This is a genomic window from Cytobacillus citreus (genome assembly GCF_018343665.1).
Classification (GTDB): Bacteria; Bacillota; Bacilli; order Bacillales; family Cytobacillaceae; genus Cytobacillus; species Cytobacillus citreus.
Window position 1 is genome coordinate 170,139 of sequence record NZ_JAGYPM010000005.1, and the last position, 19,287, is coordinate 189,425.

Annotated in this window: 20 protein-coding genes; 4 read left to right on the top strand and 16 right to left on the bottom strand. The window is 37.2% G+C overall.

All coding sequences use genetic code 11. From position 1 onward, the window contains the following. Nucleotides 1-73: 73 nt before the first annotated feature. Nucleotides 74-1,261: an MFS transporter gene (locus tag KHA94_RS21180; protein WP_213104111.1), complete on the bottom strand. Its 1,188-nt coding sequence runs from the start codon at nt 1,259-1,261 to the stop codon at nt 74-76. Between the two features lie 237 nt (nt 1,262-1,498). Further along, nucleotides 1,499-2,416 carry a DUF4003 family protein gene (locus KHA94_RS21185; RefSeq protein ID WP_213104112.1) on the bottom strand — a complete coding sequence of 306 codons (918 nt, stop codon included), beginning with the start codon at nt 2,414-2,416 and terminating at the stop codon, nt 1,499-1,501. Nucleotides 2,417-2,721: 305 nt separating this feature from the next. On the opposite strand from KHA94_RS21185, the gene KHA94_RS21190 reads away from it, so the two are divergent. Then, nucleotides 2,722-4,575, top strand: coding sequence for an LTA synthase family protein (locus KHA94_RS21190; RefSeq protein WP_213104113.1), 1,854 nt, complete (start codon nt 2,722-2,724; stop codon nt 4,573-4,575). 680 nt (nt 4,576-5,255) lie between these two features. Here the strand turns inward: KHA94_RS21190 and KHA94_RS21195 are convergent. Beyond that, on the bottom strand, nt 5,256-6,188 hold the full coding sequence (locus tag KHA94_RS21195; RefSeq protein ID WP_213104114.1) for a nuclease-related domain-containing protein: 933 nt from the start codon (nt 6,186-6,188) through the stop codon (nt 5,256-5,258). Between the two features lie 303 nt (nt 6,189-6,491). On the opposite strand from KHA94_RS21195, the gene KHA94_RS21200 reads away from it, so the two are divergent. Continuing rightward, entirely contained in the window at nt 6,492-7,400 is a 909-nt protein-coding gene (locus KHA94_RS21200) for a cation diffusion facilitator family transporter (protein WP_213104115.1), read from the top strand. Here the strand turns inward: KHA94_RS21200 and KHA94_RS21205 are convergent. From KHA94_RS21205 to KHA94_RS21235, 7 genes are all read right to left on the bottom strand, one after another. Continuing rightward, complete coding sequence (locus KHA94_RS21205; RefSeq protein ID WP_213104193.1) at nt 7,397-7,690, bottom strand: ArsR/SmtB family transcription factor; 294 nt, start codon at nt 7,688-7,690, stop codon at nt 7,397-7,399. The two genes, KHA94_RS21200 and KHA94_RS21205, sit on opposite strands and share 4 nt — an antisense overlap. 105 nt (nt 7,691-7,795) lie before the next feature. Then, the gene (locus KHA94_RS21210) at nt 7,796-8,479 is read right to left on the bottom strand and encodes a hypothetical protein (RefSeq protein WP_213104116.1); all 684 of its coding nucleotides are present in this window, start codon (nt 8,477-8,479) and stop codon (nt 7,796-7,798) included. Then, nucleotides 8,476-9,219: a hypothetical protein gene (locus KHA94_RS21215; RefSeq protein ID WP_213104117.1), complete on the bottom strand. Its 744-nt coding sequence runs from the start codon at nt 9,217-9,219 to the stop codon at nt 8,476-8,478. The genes KHA94_RS21210 and KHA94_RS21215 overlap by 4 nt, the downstream gene beginning before the upstream one ends. Further along, nucleotides 9,197-10,099: an ATP-binding cassette domain-containing protein gene (locus tag KHA94_RS21220; RefSeq protein WP_213104118.1), complete on the bottom strand. Its 903-nt coding sequence runs from the start codon at nt 10,097-10,099 to the stop codon at nt 9,197-9,199. Before KHA94_RS21220 ends, KHA94_RS21215 begins: the two co-directional genes overlap by 23 nt. Next, nucleotides 10,099-10,479: a GntR family transcriptional regulator gene (locus KHA94_RS21225; protein ID WP_338030850.1), complete on the bottom strand. Its 381-nt coding sequence runs from the start codon at nt 10,477-10,479 to the stop codon at nt 10,099-10,101. Before KHA94_RS21225 ends, KHA94_RS21220 begins: the two co-directional genes overlap by 1 nt. 494 nt (nt 10,480-10,973) lie before the next feature. Further along, nucleotides 10,974-11,492 (bottom strand): methylated-DNA--[protein]-cysteine S-methyltransferase, encoded by a 519-nt coding sequence (locus KHA94_RS21230; protein ID WP_213104119.1) that lies wholly within the window; start codon nt 11,490-11,492, stop codon nt 10,974-10,976. After that, nucleotides 11,493-12,125 (bottom strand): bifunctional transcriptional activator/DNA repair enzyme AdaA, encoded by a 633-nt coding sequence (locus tag KHA94_RS21235; RefSeq protein ID WP_213104120.1) that lies wholly within the window; start codon nt 12,123-12,125, stop codon nt 11,493-11,495. Nucleotides 12,126-12,382: 257 nt separating this feature from the next. On the opposite strand from KHA94_RS21235, the gene KHA94_RS21240 reads away from it, so the two are divergent. After that, nucleotides 12,383-13,294: a DNA-3-methyladenine glycosylase 2 gene (locus tag KHA94_RS21240; RefSeq protein ID WP_213104121.1), complete on the top strand. Its 912-nt coding sequence runs from the start codon at nt 12,383-12,385 to the stop codon at nt 13,292-13,294. 153 nt (nt 13,295-13,447) lie between these two features. Further along, nucleotides 13,448-15,721: an RNA polymerase recycling motor HelD gene (helD, locus tag KHA94_RS21245; RefSeq protein ID WP_213104122.1), complete on the top strand. Its 2,274-nt coding sequence runs from the start codon at nt 13,448-13,450 to the stop codon at nt 15,719-15,721. 119 nt (nt 15,722-15,840) lie between these two features. Here the strand turns inward: helD and KHA94_RS21250 are convergent, their stop codons facing one another. The 6 genes from KHA94_RS21250 to KHA94_RS21275 all read right to left on the bottom strand — a co-directional run bounded on the left by KHA94_RS21250 (nt 15,841) and on the right by KHA94_RS21275 (nt 19,213). Next, entirely contained in the window at nt 15,841-16,227 is a 387-nt protein-coding gene (locus tag KHA94_RS21250; protein WP_213104123.1) for a VOC family protein, read from the bottom strand. Nucleotides 16,228-16,256: 29 nt separating this feature from the next. After that, nucleotides 16,257-16,703, bottom strand: coding sequence for an SRPBCC family protein (locus KHA94_RS21255; protein ID WP_213104124.1), 447 nt, complete (start codon nt 16,701-16,703; stop codon nt 16,257-16,259). Nucleotides 16,704-16,716: 13 nt separating this feature from the next. After that, nucleotides 16,717-17,073, bottom strand: a complete 357-nt coding sequence (locus KHA94_RS21260; RefSeq protein ID WP_213104125.1) for a VOC family protein — start codon at nt 17,071-17,073, stop codon at nt 16,717-16,719. A 66-nt stretch (nt 17,074-17,139) separates the two neighbouring features. Continuing rightward, nucleotides 17,140-17,904, bottom strand: coding sequence for a helix-turn-helix transcriptional regulator (locus KHA94_RS21265; RefSeq protein ID WP_213104126.1), 765 nt, complete (start codon nt 17,902-17,904; stop codon nt 17,140-17,142). Between the two features lie 24 nt (nt 17,905-17,928). After that, on the bottom strand, nt 17,929-18,348 hold the full coding sequence (gene fosM / locus KHA94_RS21270) for a FosM family fosfomycin resistance protein (RefSeq protein ID WP_213104127.1): 420 nt from the start codon (nt 18,346-18,348) through the stop codon (nt 17,929-17,931). A 127-nt stretch (nt 18,349-18,475) separates the two neighbouring features. Next, nucleotides 18,476-19,213: a vWA domain-containing protein gene (locus KHA94_RS21275; RefSeq protein ID WP_213104128.1), complete on the bottom strand. Its 738-nt coding sequence runs from the start codon at nt 19,211-19,213 to the stop codon at nt 18,476-18,478. Nucleotides 19,214-19,287: the final 74 nt, after the last annotated feature.

Below are 19,287 nucleotides of genomic sequence, written 5' to 3' on the forward strand. Positions count from 1 at the left end.
ATAGTCCAAATTACATTTTATTTTCCGGGTTCACAACTTTATTAGCCAAGTTACATTTATAGAACGCTTAAGTTTATTCCTCATTTATTTCCTGCTTATAAAATATTGTTTTACTTGATTTAACAGAATAAATTCGATATAAAATAAACGCAATAATTGATAAAATCACACCTGAAATATAAGGAAGTCCAGCCTGAATTGCAAACAACCAGCCCCCTAATGGCGGACCAATAATTCTTCCTAAAGAATCGAAGGAGGACAGTAGTCCTGTTGAACTTCCGTGTCCAGCTACGGATTTTTTCGTAATTAGTGCTGAAACACTAGGTCGAATAACACCATTCCCAATACCAAAAATCGTTAAAAATATGGCTGCCGTAGTGAAGCTATTAACAAGTAAAATAAGCCCGAAGCCAATGGCTGAGACCACTATTCCAGCTTGTATTACCGCTCCTTCTCCATATTTTTTCGTTAATCTACCGACTAAACCGCCCTGTACTATTGCACTGGCAAGTCCCATTATCATAAATATATAACCTAATTGCACTGTTCCTAAATCTGCTTTTTTAGCAGCGAAATAGGCAAAGGTAGCTTCTAAGCCAGACAGAGATAGGGAAATAAATAGCTGCAGAAAAAATAGAATAGATACAGAGCCAGTAAACGCACTCCATCTTGAGCTTTTATTTTCAGATTGCTTCTGTCTTTTTTCTTTAGGCAATGATTCCTTTAAAATCACCAACACTAAAATAAAAGTGATCGCAGATGTCACACCTGCTAGAAAAAAAGGCATTGTTAAGCTTATTTTTGAAAACACGCCGCCAATGGCTGGACCAAAAACAAACCCTAGCCCTGTTGCAGCACCGACAACCCCCATTCCTTTCCCGCGATTCTCTTCAGAAGTAATATCTGCTACGTATGCCATGACTGTCGGCATATTAGCAGAGGATAAAATACCTCCAATTATTCTTGCGGCAAACAGCATCCAAAGCTGGCTTGAAAAGGCTTGGAGGAAAAACGAAAGCGATAATCCTGCGATGCCCACTAAAATAACGGGTTTGCGTCCAATCCGATCAGAAACCTTTCCCCAAAACGGTGCAAAAATGAGCTGCATTAACGAATAAACAGCCATCAGCCATCCTAGTTCAGCTGGACTTGCACCAATTTCCTCAGCGTAGAATGGCAGTACAGGAATGATGATACCGAAGCCTACCATAACTAAAAACATAACTAGAAATAATATAGGTAATACTCTTTTAGTTTCCAACTGATATCTATCCCCTCAGAAAAGCGTTATTCACATATTTTACTGTTTTGTGGTATTATTTTCTATACTTTATCATTGTATACTACCAATCCATTTTACAAAAATAGATTGCATTAGAAAAACTTAACGTTCGGGCAAAGATTCGTGCGACCTTTTTTGCAGTAGTTTTTTTGCACAAAAAAGAAGCAATTACCTCAACAAGTAATTACTTCTTTTTTTAACAAGTTATTGTATACCTTAACTCCCCGATGATCCCCCAGCAGATGCGGCTGCAGCTGCACTCGCCGCAACAACCGAAGCTTGCTGTGCCTGGATCATTGCCTGAATGGCTGCTGTTAATCCAGTTGAAGCGCCAATGTATTCCTGTGAAACAAACACTGCTGCTGCAACGATAGCCATATCCTTATACCATTTAAATTCTTTCATTTCTCTAAGTTCGAGGGCATATGAAATTGCTTCTTTTAATTTTCCCGAAAGTGCAATCACACATAAGGAAGAGTAATGCATTTGCTTTACTTTCAGACCACTTCTACTCAATTCATCCTTCGCATAGATTACATCACTAACTGTTTCTTTACTGAATGCTCCATTCATAACGAGCATATTCGCCATGAACTGTAAGTCATTCCCTTTATAAAATCCGTTTTCATTTAATGTTTTGTAATACTGTTCCGAAATATGAACAAGCTCCTCCACCTGACCTTCCTGCTTCGCAATTATCGCGGCTGCAGGATAATCATCATGCGAGGTAAGAAAGCGATGATACTTCTTCATTTCTTCGTGAACTGCATGAATCCTACGTGGATCCATATGATCTTCCATTAAAAAAGCAGCAATATAGGTAAAAACGGAACTGCGGAACCCCGCTGAACGAAGAGTCTCATAATTGCGATGCAAACGACTAACCTCTTCATCTGGAAGCTGTCCATTTGCTAGAATGAGTCCAGTCATTGGGAAACAAATGCTTCTTAAAGGCGAAAAGAACGATGTACTCTTTTTCACAAGATCCGACACTTTCAAAAAGGCAGTCCCGTCAATTCGTTTTCCTTTAGCTGCAAATTGCGATGCAGTCATCAACACTAGACGTCGATCCATCCAACTCCCGACTGCCTGCTTTAACACCTCTACGTTTTCTTCAAGTAATGCTTTTTCCATTCAAACCACTCCGTTTTTTAATTAGAAAAACTATGCGTTCGGCAAATGCCTTAGTTTTTCTTATGTGATCTTTTTAGCAAGGACTTTATTGAAAAATACAATTTCACTACATAAACATTCCTTTTAGCCAAAAGTATTGATACTTTTAAATACGAATAAAATTAAAAAAGGATTCCAGTAACTTGAAGATTTCGTTTTATCTTACATTATTCATAATCTTATAAACCTTTTATATATTGTTTGCAAGGTCTAAAGGATTTTTGGTAAGTTTAGGATGAACTATTTTGTTTAGAGGTGCCTATTCAATGAAAAAAAACTGGGCTAAAAATATTAAAAATGTTATAATCCACCCATTTACGCTGATCATGCTTTTTTTGTTAATAAAAATAATTGCTTTTCAGATTGTTATTTTTGATAACAAATCATTTTTTCATATTTTAATAGTCGAGTTCCCAATGTGGGCCCTTTTCTTAACCATTTTTATTATTCTTTTTAAAAAACGAAAGTGGTTAGCCATTTGGCTCTATAACCTCGGCTTGTCTACTCTATTTATTGTAATTATCTATTATACACGATATTTTTCAACCGTTCCGTCCTATTACGATGTTAAACAAATATATCAGTCCAACTCAGTTGGCGGGACTGTCGCTCTTCTCGGAACTCCATATGACTATTTATTTTTCTTAGATGTTGCGGTGATTCTGCCTCTCATCTGGTATTTCAAGAAAGCAGACTCACATCGTTCATTTGCTAATGCGAAAAAATGGGCCATCGGCTTTAGCTGTGTAGGACTCATCACGACAATCATAGCCTTTTTTTATCCACTAGTAGATGTTTCTTATTTCGCAAAAAAGCATGGATATATTCAATCCCAGTTTGTCCAAATGTATGAACGCAGCATCGGCAAAGCATTTGCTGACAACGAATATTTATCAGACAAAGATTTAGCAAAATTAAAAGGAAATTCTTATGTTCCATTTACAGAACATCACACATATGGGCTCGCGAAAGATCGGCATGTTTTTGTTATTCAAGTGGAGTCCTTACAAGAATTTACGATTAATCAATCGATTGATGGACAGGAAATCACCCCGAATTTAAATGCTCTTTTAAAGGAAAGTGCATATTTCGATAATGTGTACCAGCAAATCGGAGCAGGTAATACGTCTGATGCAGAATGGCTTATGCATACATCCCTTTACCCTGAGGGAATGGACCCAACAGTGAATGTTATTGATGGCAGTGAGATCCCTTCACTAGTACGTACATTAAAAGACAATGGCTATGGTACAGCGACATACCATGCAGATGACATCACCTATTGGAGCCGGGATAAATTATACCCCGCTCTTGGCTTTGATTATATTTATACAAGTGAAGAAATTCCAAATGAGAAAGAAATCGGTTTCGGTCCAGCTGATGAGGTTCTATTTAATTTTGTTGAATCACAATTGCCAAAACATTTAAAAGAACATGACAAGATGTACTCAAACATCATTACACTTACAAATCACACACCATTTGAAATGCCTGAGGAATTTGAATATCTTGACCTGCCAGACGAGTATAAAGGAACATATGTCGGAAACTATTTGCAGTCAGTTCGATATACGGATGAACAAATTGGATTATTTATTCAACAGTTGAAAAAGCTTGGCATCTACGATGATTCTCTCGTGCTCATTTATGGGGATCATTCTGGATTACACGGAGCACCTGTTACAGAAAAGGACTATGAAATATTAAAGGAAATTTTAGGACACGATTACAATTTGCAAGATCGCTTTGTTGTGCCTGTTATTTTCACTGCTCCTGGTATTTTTCACGGAGAAACACACTCACAGCTTGGCGGTCAAATTGATTTAATGCCTACACTGCTGAACCTGCTGGGTATTGAGCACAATACCCAAATGATCGGCCACAATCTTTTTCAATACAAACATAACTTACTTGGCATGAGATACTATTTGCCTGGCGGATCTTTTATCAGTGACAATACGCTTTACACTGCGCCAAGCGCCAAGCACCCAGCTGTTTTATATAACCGAGAAACAATGAAGAAAACGAAAAACACAAAGAACATGCAAAAAAAAATCGATAACACCCTACAAATCATGCAGTATTCCGACTATATTCGGAAGGAAATGGAAAAGGAATAGAGATTTAGGTGGCCTCCAGCCGGGTTTTTAGTGGCTGGAGGTTTTTCGTATCTTGAGGTGGTCTTATGAACTCTTTATGAGACCGCTTTTTCTCTTTTTTCGACTTGAGGTGGTCTCATGAACTCTCCATGAGACCGCTTTTTCTATTTTTTCTGCTTGTGGTGGTCTCATGAGCACTCTATGAGACCGCTTTTTCTATTTTTTCTGCTTGTGGTGGTCTCATGAGCACTCTATGAGACCGCTTTTTCTATTTTTTCTGCTTGTGGTGGTCTCATGAGCACTCTATGAGACCTCTTTTTCTCTTTTTTCTGCTTGTGGTGGTCTCATGAACTCTCTATGAGACCGCTTTTTCTCTTTTTTCTGCTTGTGGTGGTCTCATGAGCACTCTATGAGACCGCTTTTTCTCTTTTCTCTGCTTGTGGTGGTCTCATGAACTCTCTATGAGACCGCTTTTTCTCTTTTTTCATCTTATGGTGGTCTCATGAACTCTCTATGAGACCGCTTTTTCTCTTTTCTCTGCTTGTCGTGGTCTCATGAACTCTCTATGAGACCTCTTTTTCTCTTTTTTCAGCTTGTGTGTGGTCTCATGAACTTCTATTTATTCCAGCTTTAGATATTCTCATAGACAACCATAAAAAACATAAATCTATCCATTTAATTTAAAAAAGCGTTCATATTCATTAGTTTATATCATTTTGATTATGAACAAAGAAAGAATATTTACCATGTCCTTTTAGTTCATACTTTTCCGAAAGAATCCTTCGAATCGATCTACTAGACTTAACGCCTCTACACCACTCAAAAATTTCGTTAGTGGTGATTTTCCTATCAGGAAAAAGCAATTTGTATTCCTCCGTGCTCCGTAAAATGGCAGAAAAAACATTTTCTTTTCCACCACACTCCTTACAAACAATAATTTCTTCGCCCTCTGTTAAACTATCCATCAATGAATAACAGTAAGCACAGGTTACTCCTCTTTCAAGCTGGTCATAGTTATATTTAGGTAAGCGAGTGTACGGAGATTCTTTTAAACAAATAGAGACTAATTGTTCTGCGAATTTTGAGTGTCTCTTTTTTAAAATGCCTTCGTTCATTATTAATTTGTTCTTAAAGCGATTAAGTTGTGATAGGAATACGATCGGAAGGTTAAATGGAGTTTGATAGAGGAAAAAATCGGGGTTAACGAAGATAAGATATGATTCGATCGGAGAACTAAATCCAAGCTCTTGAAGTAATCTTCGGAAAAGCATTTCGCTTCTTTCCAATTGAAGAATAGGATTCTTTATTTCTGACTTTGATATTGTATACCATTTATCACCTTGAATATAAAAATCACCTTCGTAATTTTTAATTTCAAACAGATACATCTTATCAGCAGTGATTAACAACGTATCAATTTGAAAAACAGAATTATTACTTTCTAGCAACAAGTCATTCAGCACAAACCATTCACTTGAGAAATTCTCTATCCAATTGTCAAACCACAGTTCCCCTTTAAGTCCCTTTTCTAAATTTAAATAAATATTCTTTTCTTTTCCTGACAATTCCATCCGTGCGTTTAAAAATCTCAAAAGCTTTAATTCTTCTGGCTCAGTACGTTGCTTAATAAGCATACTTTACATCTCCTTATTTAGTTTATGCTATAAAACTCCTCCTCCTCCTCCTTAAAAAAACCCTCCTTTTTCTTTGCAGACTCACTTTTATTATTTCAGTTTTTACAAAAAATAGTTCAAGGAAAAATGTAAATGAAGGAGTTGTGGGAAAAAAGGGGTTTTATTTCAAAAATTCCAACTACATTGTAAAGGAAAATTTATAATATCTCAATTAATTCCCCAAAAAATAGTTGAACAATTCACACGCTTATAACATAATATATATGAACATATATTCATATATTGAAATAGGAGGTTTATTTTATGGGACATCACCACCACGGTCATTCACATGGACATTCAGGGAATAAAAAAGCTTTATTATTATCCTTCATTTTAATAACCTCGTTTATGATCGTTGAGGTTATTGGAGGAATTATGACAAATAGCCTGGCACTGCTTTCAGATGCAGGCCATATGCTAAGCGATGCAGCGGCACTTGGATTAAGTTTTTTTGCTATTAAACTCGGAGAAAAAAAGGTTTCTGCTACAAAAACATACGGGTATAAGCGATTTGAAATTATTGCTGCTGCATTAAATGGGATTACGCTCATTTTGATCTCACTCTATATTTTCTATGAAGCATTCCATCGTTTTTTCAACCCGCCAGAAGTTCAAAGCGGAGGGATGCTTGTCATTTCCACAATTGGATTACTCGTAAATATCCTTGCTGCTTGGATTTTAATGAAAGGAGATAAGGATGAGAATTTAAATGTTCGCAGCGCCTTTCTTCATGTAATTGGAGACATGCTTGGTTCGGTTGGTGCTATCATCGCCGCTTTGCTTATGATCTTCTTCGGATGGGGAATTGCTGATCCAATTGCAAGTGTCATTGTAGCGATTCTGATCATTATTAGTGGATGGAGAGTAACGAAGGAATCCCTCCACATTTTAATGGAAGGTTCACCTGCTCATATTGAAATGGAAAACGTGAGAGCAGCACTAAAAAAAATACCGGGCATCCTAGAAATCCATGATATTCATGTTTGGTCCATCACATCTGGAATGCCGATGTTAAGCTGCCATATTGTGATTGGAGAAGAGAGTGTGCACGATACCATTCTCCATGATGCACAATCAATCCTCCATGATGATTTCGGCATTGACCATAGCACCATTCAAGCTGAAAAAGGAGCATTCGGCTGCCCGAATCATCATGGAAGCTGCAATTAATGATGATTCGCGTGCTCAATCGTTTGCTTTAAAATATCCATGACATGTTCGTCATCACAGGAATAAAATAGTGAAGTTCCTTCACGTCTAAACTTAACTAAACGCAAATTCTTTAAAAAGCGAAGCTGATGCGAAACAGTTGATTGAAGAAGAGATAGGCTCTCAGCAATCTCATTAACCGAATGCTCCCCATGAAATAATAAATGCAGTATACGAATTCGGGTCGGGTCTGATAGTGCTTTAAAAGTTTGCGACACAATAAAAAGGGTCTCTTCATCAAGCTCCTTCATATTATAGGGCTGTTGATCTTTTTCCAAAATGATCATCCTCCAAGGTACAGGGGGCAGATTTCTGCCCCCACTTTCATATTTAATTGGGACGAGGTTACAATAATTTTACTCCTTAACATATTGAAAATCCACATTAGTACCATTCAATTGGAGGGATTTCGGAACCTTTAAATATACTTCCATATTCCCAACCCTGCTAACATCATTAATAGCTTGTTGACCGGTAAATTGATTGATTGTAAATTCATTTCTCACAATGGAAAGATTAATAGATTGGTGCTCCGGATGTAATACACTAAACGTATCATTCTCCAGCCGGAAATTAATAGGCACAAGTTTATCTGAGAAATCATAACCGCTTACGATTAGACCGTTCGTATATACGAGAGCTTCAATTTTCCCGTCGTCACGATCTTTTCTTTCCACATAAACAGGACTAACAGGTCCAGTGATTTCTACTTTAAGAGACTGATTTGAGTAATCATAGCTTTTTTCATTAATAAGCTGCCAGCTCTTAAGCTGTTCTAGTTTCCCCTCTCCAAGAGCTGTGTAAAAACGAGTCCAATCCTGGTCTTCTTCCAAATCCCCCACTTTCTCTCGACTAGTCATAGAATCATTTGTTAGGAGCGAAGCAAAAGGAAAAGAAAGTAATAATACACCGACGTATATAATTAGTAGCCAATGGGTTATTTTTACTGTTACAAATTTTCTTTTCGAATTCAAACTTATGACAATGACCAGAATAATAAGTATGGCTGTTACCAGCAGTAAAGTCCCAAGAATAATCATCTTCTCACCTCTAACCGGTTTAGAATGCTAATGGAAGCGATGAAAAATAAAGCTGCTGTGGAGACCATTTTTACAAAAAATAGTCCAAATGAAGACTCCATTACATAAAATTCAAATACATATGCTATGAACGGGTCTCTATTCATTACCCCATCTATAAACAGCATTCCAATAAACAATACTGGAATCAATACAACAAATGCCTTGCTGATTTGTACAAGCGCTCCTATTAAATAACCAATTGCACTAACAGCGAACAAGTAGATTATGGTCGCACTAACACCAAGAAGTAAATCCTGAAATGTTAACGGAATTCCATAAATCTGTTCCTCGGAAAAAATATATTTAAAAACGAGAAGTAAATTTCTAGCCAGTATAGCCGTTATCCCGCCAATGATGCTTGCTGTCAATAAAAAAAGAATATTGGAAAGGCTGCTGCTGAGACGATTCGTCACAAACGAAAAATCATGATTTCGATATTGCCTCGTTGTAATCGTAATCGCAGTGACAAAAGCCCAAATCATCGTAAATCCAATAATTACATCTCCAGAGAAATAGCTGACTTCGAGCGCAACTTGATCATAAGAGGAATGAAATGAATTAGACCCACCCATTGAAAAGAGCATAGCCAACAGCTGAAGGAAAACAAGTGAACTCATTGCATCGATATTCGCTTTTAGCTTGAAAAAATATTGCCTTTTAACGACTTCGGTCAAATTAACGTTCTTTAAAGACATCATCGATTCCCCCTTTCGTTTGATTCGTTATATAGACACATAGATCACTAGGAGAAACAGCGGTAATCTCCAGCCCTGCTAATCTTGCACTCTGAAGTGCAGAATCTGCAAAATCATTCCTTACCACTACATAGCTCGTATTCGTGCCAATTTTATTTTCATAGACAATCTCTTTATCATTTACCCATTCTTGAATCTTCTCTGTCGGCCCTTTCAAGCCAATCGCCCACGCCTTCAACTCTTCCATGGGCAAATGCAAATGATTCCTTCCGTCCTTTAAGAGAAGAACATCCTCTAATAAATTCTCGATTTCATCTACATGATGGCTTGAAATAATAATTGTCCTTGGATGAGCAATATAGTCTTTAAGCAGTGCGCGGTAGAAGTCCTTTCTTACCGATGCATCCATTCCTGTTGTCGGTTCATCGAAAATCGTTATTGGTGAATGGGATGCTAGGCCGACAATTGCATTAAACGTACTTGTCTTCCCTTTTGAAAGTCGGTTGTGGTAACCTTTCGGATCAAAGGAAAAATAATCAAAAAGGCGCTTTGCCAATTCCATATCCCAATTTGGGTAGAAGCTGCTCGCTGCTTCTAATAATTCATAGAGCTGCAGTGCAGGTGGAAAACTCATTTGGTCATCGACAAAAATAGAATTGGCCGAGACGTTTAGACTATTAAATGGCCTCTCTGAAAATACCTTTATCTCACCTGAAGTCTCTTTAATAAATCCAGCTATTATCTTCAGTAACGTCGTTTTTCCAACTCCATTTCGACCAATTAATCCTGTGATTTTATTTTCTTCAATCGAAAACGAAAGATTATTTAAAACCTTTTTCCCAAAATACGATTTCGCTAAATCTGTGCATTCAATTACCTTCATCACTCACCCTCCTCAGATTGTGCTGATTTGATCATCTCAATTAATTCCGCTTCACTTATTTGCAATCGTTTTGCTTCTAACACTATTTCTTGGACAAGCCGCTTAAATGTATAATTTTTACGTTTATTCATAATGATTTCTTTTGCATCCGCTGTAACAAACATGCCAAGTCCCCTTTTTTTGTAGAGGATGTTTTCATCAACGAGAAGACTAAGACCTTTGGCTGCAGTTGCTGGATTGATTGTATACATCTCCGCTAATTGATATTGAGAATAAACCTTATCGTCACTGTTGAAGTGTCCATTCATGATTTCTGTTTCTATCCATTCTGCGATTTGTACATAAATAGGCTTCGTTCCTTCTGTATTAAGAATCGTCACCGCCCCCCTCTAACATAGTACATTACTGTTGTAATGTACTATACTATGAATTTCCTAAATTTTCAAGGGCTAAATGTTAAATCGTCATTGATTTATGAATATCCCTGTCTGCTCATAAGCTATACAATTGGCAACAATCACATAGTCATTGTGGAATAATGAAAGTGAATGAAAAAACACGTGGAAGTGCTGATCAAGTAAAAGAGAGAGGTTTAACTTAACAAGATTATGGGCTATTAATGATGGGAATCGATATGAATTAGCTGGGGGGTCGATTAGAATAGATAACTCCTGCGCCTTCGGTTATACACCAAGATGTTTGGCATCGAACTGTTTAAGGATATTTCTCAGTGCTGTGAATCAGATTACTTGATATTTTCTGCACCAGTAGACGTAATCTTCATCCCTTGTATTTCTTTCACGATGTTAGAAATCATAGAAAAAATCCAACATATACAAGATTAAAGGGACAAGGTTCATGTCCCCTTGTCCCTTTAATCTTCTCTTTCCAAATCCAACAGCCTTGTCTTCATTTCTAATCCACCTCGATAGCCGGTCAATGTTCCATTCTTACCTACTACACGATGACAAGGTACTGTGATTAATACTGGATTTGCTCCAATCGCTGACCCAACTGCACGAACAGCGGCTGGCTTATTTATATGGCTTGCAATCTCTGAATAGGACTTTGTCTGTCCGTAAGGTATTTCACAAAGTGCATTCCATACAGAAAGCTGGAATGCTGTCCCATGGAAATCAAATGGAATCGTAAAGGATTTCCGTTTACCCTTTAAATATTCAATGATTTCTTCTTTATAGAGTTCTACCTTCTCCCGATCTTCAATGAGAGGACTTCCCGGAAAGCGTTTCTTAGCCCATTCGGCTAGTTCTTCAAATGTTTTGCTTTGTGAGCCGACATAGCATAGCCCCTTCGATGTTGAAGCAATATAAAAATTCCAATCCCTAAACTCTAGCAAAGACCAATACAGGGCTGGCTTATTCTTTGATTCCATTTACAATCCCTCCGAATGATTCATTTTTTGATGCAACTGGCGATATCGTGCTGGTGTATATCCTGTTATCTTTTTAAACAAAGTTATAAAATAAGGCGTGTTAGACATCCCTACACAAACGGAGATATCGGTTATCGATTTTTCGGATTGAACCAAATATTCTTTGGCTGCGTTTATTCTAACCTGTTGAATATATTCAACAGGCGTAATGCCCTTAATCTTTTTAAATGTTCGATGTAAATGATAAGGGCTCCCATGAGCAATATCCGCTAATGTTTCTAGTGTTAATTTTTCAGTGAAATTCTTATCGATGTATTCGGTTATCAGCGCCACCCACTCACGATCAGGCAATCTCTCATTAGTAGGCTTACAGCGTTTACATGGGCGATAATGAGCATTGAGAGCTTGTTCTGCATTATGGAAAATTCGTACATTTTCTCTTTTTGGAACACGGGATTTGCATGATGGTTTACAAAAGATCCCTGTGGTCTTTACAGCATAAAAAAATTGATCATTATACGCAGCATTATTTTCGATAATTGCTTGCCACTTTTCATTTGTCATCAATTCTGCTTCATTCGAAACTCCATCATCATGACGATCTTGAAAGCTATCGCTGATTCGGTCTGGCATTGCCCCTCACCACCCCTTTTAAAGTACGATACTATGGATGATTTAGTAAGAAATAATATCCTCAAATGATGAAACAGTAGAGTATTTTTTCATCATACCTACACTATAACCCCGTAAATTAGAAAAAATAAGATTTTTAGAATATAAAAGCAAGATAACAAAATTTTTTATTATTATGTTGTGTTAAAGTGAAAATACACTTTTGGGGTGTTAGCATCTGCTTATTTTATAAATGCCAAAACAAGTGAGGAGATAAAATGGAGCTGCATGAAATCAATGATAAATTCATCATTCCACTGCCTGAAGCGTTCGATATGAATGCGAACTTAGGCTATTTAACAAGGGCAAAAGATGAATGTATGTATGAAATCGAGGACGGCATCATTACAAAAGTTATAGCCATTGGGGAAATTCGTTCATTAGTACGGATAAACATCATCGAAAATAAACAGATGCTTATCCAGTTTATCAATGATTCTCGACCTACCAAATCTCGGCAGCTAGAAGAGATTGTAAAATATATTAGAGAGTGGTTTGATCTAGATAACGATTTAACTTCATTTTATAACATGGCCAAAGCAGATCCATTACTTAAATTGCCTGCCCGAAAATTCTTTGGCTTGCGAATCATTGGCATTCCGGACTTATTTGAAGCTTTATGCTGGGGAGTTTTAGGGCAGCAAATCAATTTGCCGTTCGCCTACTCATTAAAGAAACAATTTGTAGAAAAATTTGGCGATTCCATCGAATGGAATGGGAAGAAATATTGGATTTTTCCAACCTGTGAACGAATTGCGCAATTAACTCCTGCAGATTTTGCGGATATTAAAATGACGGTTAAAAAGAGCGAATATCTCATTGGAATTGCTGGATTAATGGCAAGGGGAGAATTATCAAAAGAAAAATTAGCTAAAATGAACTTCAAAGATGCTGAAAAAAACTTAGTAAAGATACGCGGCATCGGCCCTTGGACAGCCAATTATGTTCTAATGCGGTGCCTTCGATTCAGTGAAGCCTTTCCAATTGATGATGTCGGTCTTATTAATGCCATTAAAACATTACGGAATATGGACCGAAAGCCAACAAAAGAGGAAATCTTAGCATTTTCGATCCCATGGAAGAATTGGGAATCCTATGCAACCTTTTATTTATGGCGAACATTGTACTAAATATGATTTAGAGGATGATATATCTAGACACATCCTCTTTTTGGTTATTTATTGCTTTTGAGAAACTTTTCTGATAATATAAATTCCTTATCACTCACGCTTCTATGTACTTCCCCATTGCGGCTGAAAAATGGAAATGGAAGGAAGATGGATGTGTCAACTCAACAACAGCACCCCGATTTTCAACAAGAAATTCAACGATTAGAATTTACGAAAAGATATTTAGATGTTGTGATTAAAACATCTGAATCAAGTAAAGATCAATTCCAAGAAAATATGCGCGAGGCATTCCATGACGTCGATTGGCTGGATTCCAGCACAAGCTATTCCGCTCTACTCACAAATGCAAGATTTTTTGAAATGTCTAAAGATGAATTAAAAAGCTTAAAAAATGCTAGAGTTAAACCTTACTTTGCCCGGATTGATTTTTTGCAGGAGAATCAAAAAGAGACGGAACAATTATACATAGGGAAAACTTCTCTATACTCGAGGGAAAATCAAGAACAAATAATTGTCGATTGGAGATCGCCGATTGCGAATCTCTATTATGAGGGCAGGCTTGGGGAGGTTCATTACGAATCCTACGAGGAAAGCTTTAACGGGTATTTAACTCTAAAAAGGCAATTTATGATCGAAAATGGTGAACTTGATGAAATTCGAGACATTGATTTAACGACAACAGATGAACTGCTCCAAGAGTCACTCTCAAAAAGCTCAAGTAATCGGCTTACAGAAATCATCTCAACCATTCAAGAAGAGCAAAATCGAATTATCCGGGCTGATTTAAACAAGCCCATCATTGTTCAAGGGGCTGCCGGAAGCGGAAAAACAACGATCGCCCTTCACAGAATTAGCTATTTCATTTATCAATACAAGGAAAACTTTGCCCCAGAACAGCTTATGATTCTAGCACCAAGCAGGCTCTTTATTGACTATATCTCCGAGGCACTGCCAGAGCTTGGGGTTGAGAGGGTCCGCCAAACAACTTATCAGGAATATGTTCAAGCATGTCTTGGCATAAAACTTAACCTCAAGCCTGATAATAAACTAGTTCGACTGCTGGAAGAGCCTGAAAGCAAGGATAGTCAGATTTCTGCTTGGATTTCATCGACTAAGGGTTCTCCCGTTTTTCATCTTATTTTATCGAACTATATTAGAAGCATTTATAAAACCTTCTATCCATCAGAAGACTTTATGGTAGATAAGTTCCGGCTATTCAGCTATAAGAAGTTTATTCATCTTTTTAAAAATGACTATAACTATCTTCCTCTTTTTAAAAGATTGGAAAAATTGAAAGCGATTCTTCAAAATGATGTGGCCAAAAAGAAACAAAACATCATCAAAAAAATTGAAACCTTTTATGATGAACGGATTGAACGTGCGCTCTATGGTGGAAAAGATCCAGAGAAACGAAGGCAATATGTTTCCGACGCACTTGATAAGAAGGCTCTGCGTCTAAACGAAATCAAAAAAGCAATTCGAACTGCGGTCCCTTCCTATATGAGACAATTTCCTAAGAAGACGCTTATCCAATATTATCATGAGCTTTTCAACGATCCCGCCATGCTTTGTCAATTTGCTGAAGGCAAGCTTACAGAGCAGGAAGCAGAGACTCTATGCCAGTATAGCCAAGCCCTTTTCTCGAAAAAGAAATATGAAAGAGAAGACCTCGCACTCATGCTCTATTTGCAGGTACACCTATTTGGCATTCCAAAAGAGATCAAAGCGAAGAATATTGTCATTGATGAAGCACAGGATTACAGCTTTATGGAGCTGATATCTCTTAAGAAAGCACTTGATACAGATATGTTTACACTTGTTGGCGACCTCGCCCAAGGGATCCATTCATATAGGGGATTAACATCTTGGAATGAAGTTTTGGAAGAAATTTTCCCGCGTGCTACCTATACCGAACTGCAAAAGAGCTATCGTACAACGGTTGAAATCATGGAAAAAGCAAATGAGCTATTGAAACTGCTTCCCTATTCTTTTCCAAAGGTAGAACCCGTTGTGAGACATGGGGAAAGACCAAGATTTATTATGAGGAAAAACGATCTTGAACTTGTTAGGCAAATCGAGGAGCAAGTTTCCCTTTTAAAACAGGAGAATTTCAAAACCTTCGCGGTTATCGGAAAAACAATGAAAGATTGCCAGCTTCTTTTTTCTCTATTTAAAGAACACTCCCAGATGCCAGTTAAGTTGCTTGAAGAACAAGAAAAGATCCCGAAGGATGAAATTGTCATCGTGCCTTCGTTTTTAGCAAAAGGGTTAGAATTCGATGCCGTTATGATCGTATCTCTGGAAGAAACATTTTCCCGCGACTCTGAACTGGATATTAAGCTTCTCTATGTAGCCATGACGAGACCATTGCACCGGCTGTACTTTTATGGGGAAAGTGAAGATGATTTTATTACTAATCAAGCTTAGATAAAAATAGCGTCTGCTCCTCTTAGCTTTTCTTAGGAGCAGGCGCTATTTTAAAGAATGTTTTTTGTTTATGCAGCTACATCCTTATTCCCAAAACAACTAATCAAATGCCTTACGAATTACCCAAGAATCGATTGAATCCTTTCAAGCTTTTCATTTTCATCCAAATACTCGAAAAAACCTACCTGGTTTCCCCACGGATCATGAAATGTCCCCCATTTTGCAGGAACACCATCTCTTTCGAATATGTTAAAGAACTCAACTTTTAATTCTTTCATTAATCTTTCTCTTTCTTTTTCGATACTATTTACACCGAGTCGGATCGGCCCGCTTCCCACTAAAGGAGTCCCTTCAGCCACTTGCAGCCAGCAACCAGGAATCAGCTCCCATTCTGCAAAGCCATCATGCGGAATGAAATCTGGCTCTCTATTTAACAGCTTTTGATACCATTTTTGACCCTTTTCAATATCACCTACTCGAATCTGGAATGTCACCTCATATACCATTTTGCTATGTCCTCCTTAAAGGATAACCATTAAAATCTATAATCGTCTTTACAGACAATTCCATATTCAAGATACATTTTCAACAAAGTCAACGCTTCTCCCCATCCTGCTGCACATCCTATACAAACAGATAAATCTTTATTGGAAGCTGTGTATCCTGTCTCTTCCAATAACAAAAGCGTTCCTTCCTTAACAGGCTTTAATTCAAATTTAACCGTGGTTTTGCCATCGCCTGGAGACCATTGAAAAACAAATAATTTATTTTGAATGGCCGTCAAAATATCTCCGCCGTCTTCGATATTCTCCTTCTTCGCACCATAATTAGACCAGCGAAAGGTTATTTTCCCTTCCCCATTTTCATTCAAGTATAAGACTGTATGATCTGTAAACCAAGCATTCCATCCTTCTGCGGTTGTGAGTGTTTGATAAACCTTTTCTGGATTGACCTTTATATATGTTTGATGATGAATTTGCATCAAAAACGACTCTCTAATTTGAGAATTCTACTATTTCAATCTGATTTCCAGCAGGGTCCTCAATAATATTGTAGCGGCCAGGCGGGCATGGTCTTGCCTCATCAAACAAAATTTTTACTCCTTTTGATTTTAAATGGCTAATATCCTTATCAAGGTCTTTTGATATTAAACCTAGCAACACATTCTGTTTCGGATTGTGATAAGCATCTTCACTTTCCTCTAACACAATTGGTATTTCATCATGCTCTAGACTGACAATTTTAGCACCATAATACTTTGAAACCTTGAAACCTAATACATTTGAATAAAAATCAACGGATTCCTGCAGCTTTGGAACACGTACGGTAAGCACACAAACTTTATTTAACATGACATCTCCTCCTTATTTAAGCTCTATTTTATCGTAGGGATTCACACATTATTTCTCTCAGATTGCTTACTTTTTGTCTCTATCAAAAAGAAGCATAGGTAAATTAATTAATATAGGCGGATCAAATGGTGTTGGATCTCTTAGGAATATATCAACTTCAGCATTTGTGTCGTCCCAAACCTCAATCGGCTGATCGAATATTCCACGTAATGATTTCTCGAGTATGAAATAATCCTTGGGATTTGCACTCCAATGTATTGCTGCAGCTAAAATGAAGTACGTACCTTTAGGAACATGATCAAATGTACATGCCCCCTCATTATGCAGTACTGTACCTATAACTGGCTTTTGGTCTGGGATAGGACGGGGAAACAGTCCTACAAATACCAAGCCTTTAAACGTTGGAGGCGTCTTAATATGACAAGTAATCAATGAAGATGAAGTCGTTATAGTTTGATAACTATTCTTATCTTTGTAGTGATTAATAAATTGATATAGAGTCTCGTATTCTAACTTGAATTTCGTTGGAGATTGCCCTACATATTGTTTAAATCTAGAGCTATAGGAGCCTATACTTTTATAACCAATACTTAACAAGGATTTAAGGATCGAGTTAGAGGGTTTTGTTAACATTTGCTTACTAGCTTCAATTCTTAATGCCGACAAAAAATGCCTAGGAGTTACGCCTGTCACTTCCTTAAAAGCTCTCAAGAAATGATAGGTACTGTAGCCATACTTAGCAGCTAGATCCTCAGATGTAATATCTGCTTCTAAATGATTTTTCATATATTCAATCGCTTCTTCGACAGCATTCAAAAGATCCTTGTCCATACACATCATCCTAAAGCGCTTTTTTTAGAAAAACTCCATATGACTCTTTTCATGTTTATAATAATCTAAGCGATCCTGCAAAGTACCCGTATGAAATTCAAATTTATGTCCATCAGGATCGGTAAAATAAATGGATTTCTTATCTTTTTCATCTCTTAGACGTCCTGAAAGAATATTAACGTTTAATTTTCTTAGTTTGTCATACATCTCATCGTAATCCTTTTCATCAATTGAAAAAGCAATATGTGTATAGGATTGAGTTATTTCGTTACGAGGAATGTCCTTTTCCACATTCAAGGCAAGCCATAAACCATTGAGATCAAAATAAGCCGTGCTCATTCCTTTAACTAACAGCCTTGCATCAAATACATTTGTATAAAATTTGATAGACTTTTCTAGATTGGAAACAGAAAATAAAAAATGATTGATACCTTTTACTGCCAAGAAAATATCCCTCTTTCCTTTTAAAATTAGATTTTGAAAAAAGCCAATGTTTATGAGTACAACCTATATCAACCAAGTTCTATGCTTTATCAGCCAAATGCTTATTTTTCGCGAATAAAGCCTGGAATTATCTATTTAACAACCTATTCCAAAAACCTTTCCTTTCCGGTTGAACAGATTGCTGTGCCACCTTTCTATCTACTAAAATCCCCTTCTCCTGCGCTTCCTTAAGCCAGCTCGGAAATTCATCTAACAGCGAATTATAAAGCTGATTGTCTGAAATTCTCTCAATGTCTTCTATATGCAGGAAGTTGGCATTGTCTACAATACGGCCTTCCATTGAATCTAGCGTCTTAAGAAAGTCAAAGTTTCCATTTCCAATTCCTACAAACTGCCAGAACACTGGATATTTTGCCGAGCTTTCAATAATGGGTTTAATCGTTTTCTTGCATCCTCCATCATTAATAAAAACGATATAGGCTGGATCTGAACTTGGGTCCTCCTCAATGTATTTTTTTAATAAGTCTTTCATAACAAGAGGTTCATCATTTCTCCCAAATTTATGAATTAAGTCATTGTTTAATATGATTCGATTTACATAACCATCGAAGTCTCTTTCCGTAACAGGCTTTAATCTTGAAAACTCATGATCATACACCCAGACATCCAGCATGCCATCATCATCAAACTGTGAAGCAATGGCCAGTATTCGTTCTACTACCTTCTGGACAGTCCCATTTTTATACAAAGTCCGCATAGATCCGGTAATATCTAGTACTAGGCCAACTCTAGCAGTCACCGTTGCAATATTCTTCTTTTCTAAAACAATTTTGACGCTTTTTTTCTGTAAATCGATTGTAGACAAAACAACCCCTCCGCATTTAACCTATTATTCTATCTTTACCTCATAATGGCTAAGTTCATGTTCCACAACAAAGC

Bases quoted from the DNA above. Each gene is read 5' to 3' on its own strand.
- KHA94_RS21185 (WP_213104112.1), bottom strand. From the start codon at position 2,416: ATGGAAAAAGCATTACTTGAAGAAAACGTAGAGGTGTTAAAGCAGGCA.
- KHA94_RS21190 (WP_213104113.1), top strand. From the start codon at position 2,722: ATGAAAAAAAACTGGGCTAAAAATATTAAAAATGTTATAATCCACCCA.
- KHA94_RS21195 (WP_213104114.1), bottom strand. From the start codon at position 6,188: ATGCTTATTAAGCAACGTACTGAGCCAGAAGAATTAAAGCTTTTGAGA.
- KHA94_RS21200 (WP_213104115.1), top strand. From the start codon at position 6,492: ATGGGACATCACCACCACGGTCATTCACATGGACATTCAGGGAATAAA.
- KHA94_RS21205 (WP_213104193.1), bottom strand. From the start codon at position 7,690: ATGAAGGAGCTTGATGAAGAGACCCTTTTTATTGTGTCGCAAACTTTT.
- KHA94_RS21210 (WP_213104116.1), bottom strand. From the start codon at position 8,479: ATGATTATTCTTGGGACTTTACTGCTGGTAACAGCCATACTTATTATT.
- KHA94_RS21215 (WP_213104117.1), bottom strand. From the start codon at position 9,219: ATGATGTCTTTAAAGAACGTTAATTTGACCGAAGTCGTTAAAAGGCAA.
- KHA94_RS21220 (WP_213104118.1), bottom strand. From the start codon at position 10,099: ATGAAGGTAATTGAATGCACAGATTTAGCGAAATCGTATTTTGGGAAA.
- KHA94_RS21230 (WP_213104119.1), bottom strand. From the start codon at position 11,492: ATGGAATCAAAGAATAAGCCAGCCCTGTATTGGTCTTTGCTAGAGTTT.
- KHA94_RS21235 (WP_213104120.1), bottom strand. From the start codon at position 12,125: ATGCCAGACCGAATCAGCGATAGCTTTCAAGATCGTCATGATGATGGA.
- KHA94_RS21240 (WP_213104121.1), top strand. From the start codon at position 12,383: ATGGAGCTGCATGAAATCAATGATAAATTCATCATTCCACTGCCTGAA.
- KHA94_RS21250 (WP_213104123.1), bottom strand. From the start codon at position 16,227: ATGGTATATGAGGTGACATTCCAGATTCGAGTAGGTGATATTGAAAAG.
- KHA94_RS21255 (WP_213104124.1), bottom strand. From the start codon at position 16,703: ATGCAAATTCATCATCAAACATATATAAAGGTCAATCCAGAAAAGGTT.
- KHA94_RS21260 (WP_213104125.1), bottom strand. From the start codon at position 17,073: ATGTTAAATAAAGTTTGTGTGCTTACCGTACGTGTTCCAAAGCTGCAG.
- KHA94_RS21265 (WP_213104126.1), bottom strand. From the start codon at position 17,904: ATGGACAAGGATCTTTTGAATGCTGTCGAAGAAGCGATTGAATATATG.